The sequence below is a fragment of the Bartonella sp. AP58NXGY genome, assembly GCF_042195785.1.
In the GTDB taxonomy this organism is placed as follows: domain Bacteria; phylum Pseudomonadota; class Alphaproteobacteria; order Rhizobiales; family Rhizobiaceae; genus Bartonella.
Map to the genome: position 1 here is coordinate 1 of NZ_JBHIOY010000236.1, position 725 is coordinate 725.

Genomic DNA, 725 nt, shown 5'->3' on the forward strand with positions numbered 1-725 from the left:
TGCATTGCCATGAACCCACCCCTTGTCACTAGACCACATTTGACCGCAGACAGAAACATTATCAGAAACATGCGCATTGCCCTAAACATGGGTATCACAACCATAAACTTTAGCTTTATCACTCACTATAGCATTCCCATAAACTTTAGCTTCTCTATTGACCATAGCACCGCCACAAACATGGGCATTATCGCAAACCCTAGCATTGTCAAAAACTGTAGCGTTTTCATAAACATGGGCATTATCATAAACTTGAGAGGTTCCTAAAACACGTGCTTTATCATAAACCTCAGCATTGCCATAAATTCTAGTTTTATCAAGAAACTTGCCATAAATAGTGTCATAAATTTTTGCATTGCCATACACTTTAGCATGTCCAAAAATATCACCATAAATCAATGCGTTCTCATATACTTGCGCATTGCCATAAACTTCAGCTCTAATATGCACGCTAGCATTGCCATAGACCCTTGCATTTTCATAAATTTTTGCAGATCCAGTAATTTTTGCATTATCAAAAACATGGGCATTATCAAAGACACGGGCATCCCCATAAACCATGGCATCGCCTCCGACCCAGCATTCACCATTATGAGCTAAATTTGCAACCTGATGTATAAAGCCGCCGAGGTCCCCCGCTTTAACATTAGCAAAATCCCTTAAAGCACGAATGCGATAAAGAGTATAATCACCTACTTCAATCGTTTCGTCTGTAAATTCATATT

At 39.2% G+C, this 725-nt stretch carries 1 protein-coding gene; it reads right to left on the reverse strand.

Going from position 1 to position 725, the window contains the following annotated elements:
* Positions 1–81 precede the first annotated feature (81 nt).
* Positions 82–725 (reverse strand): hypothetical protein (locus tag ACFINC_RS10660; RefSeq protein ID WP_375617196.1); only part of this gene is annotated, 644 nt, incomplete at its 5' end.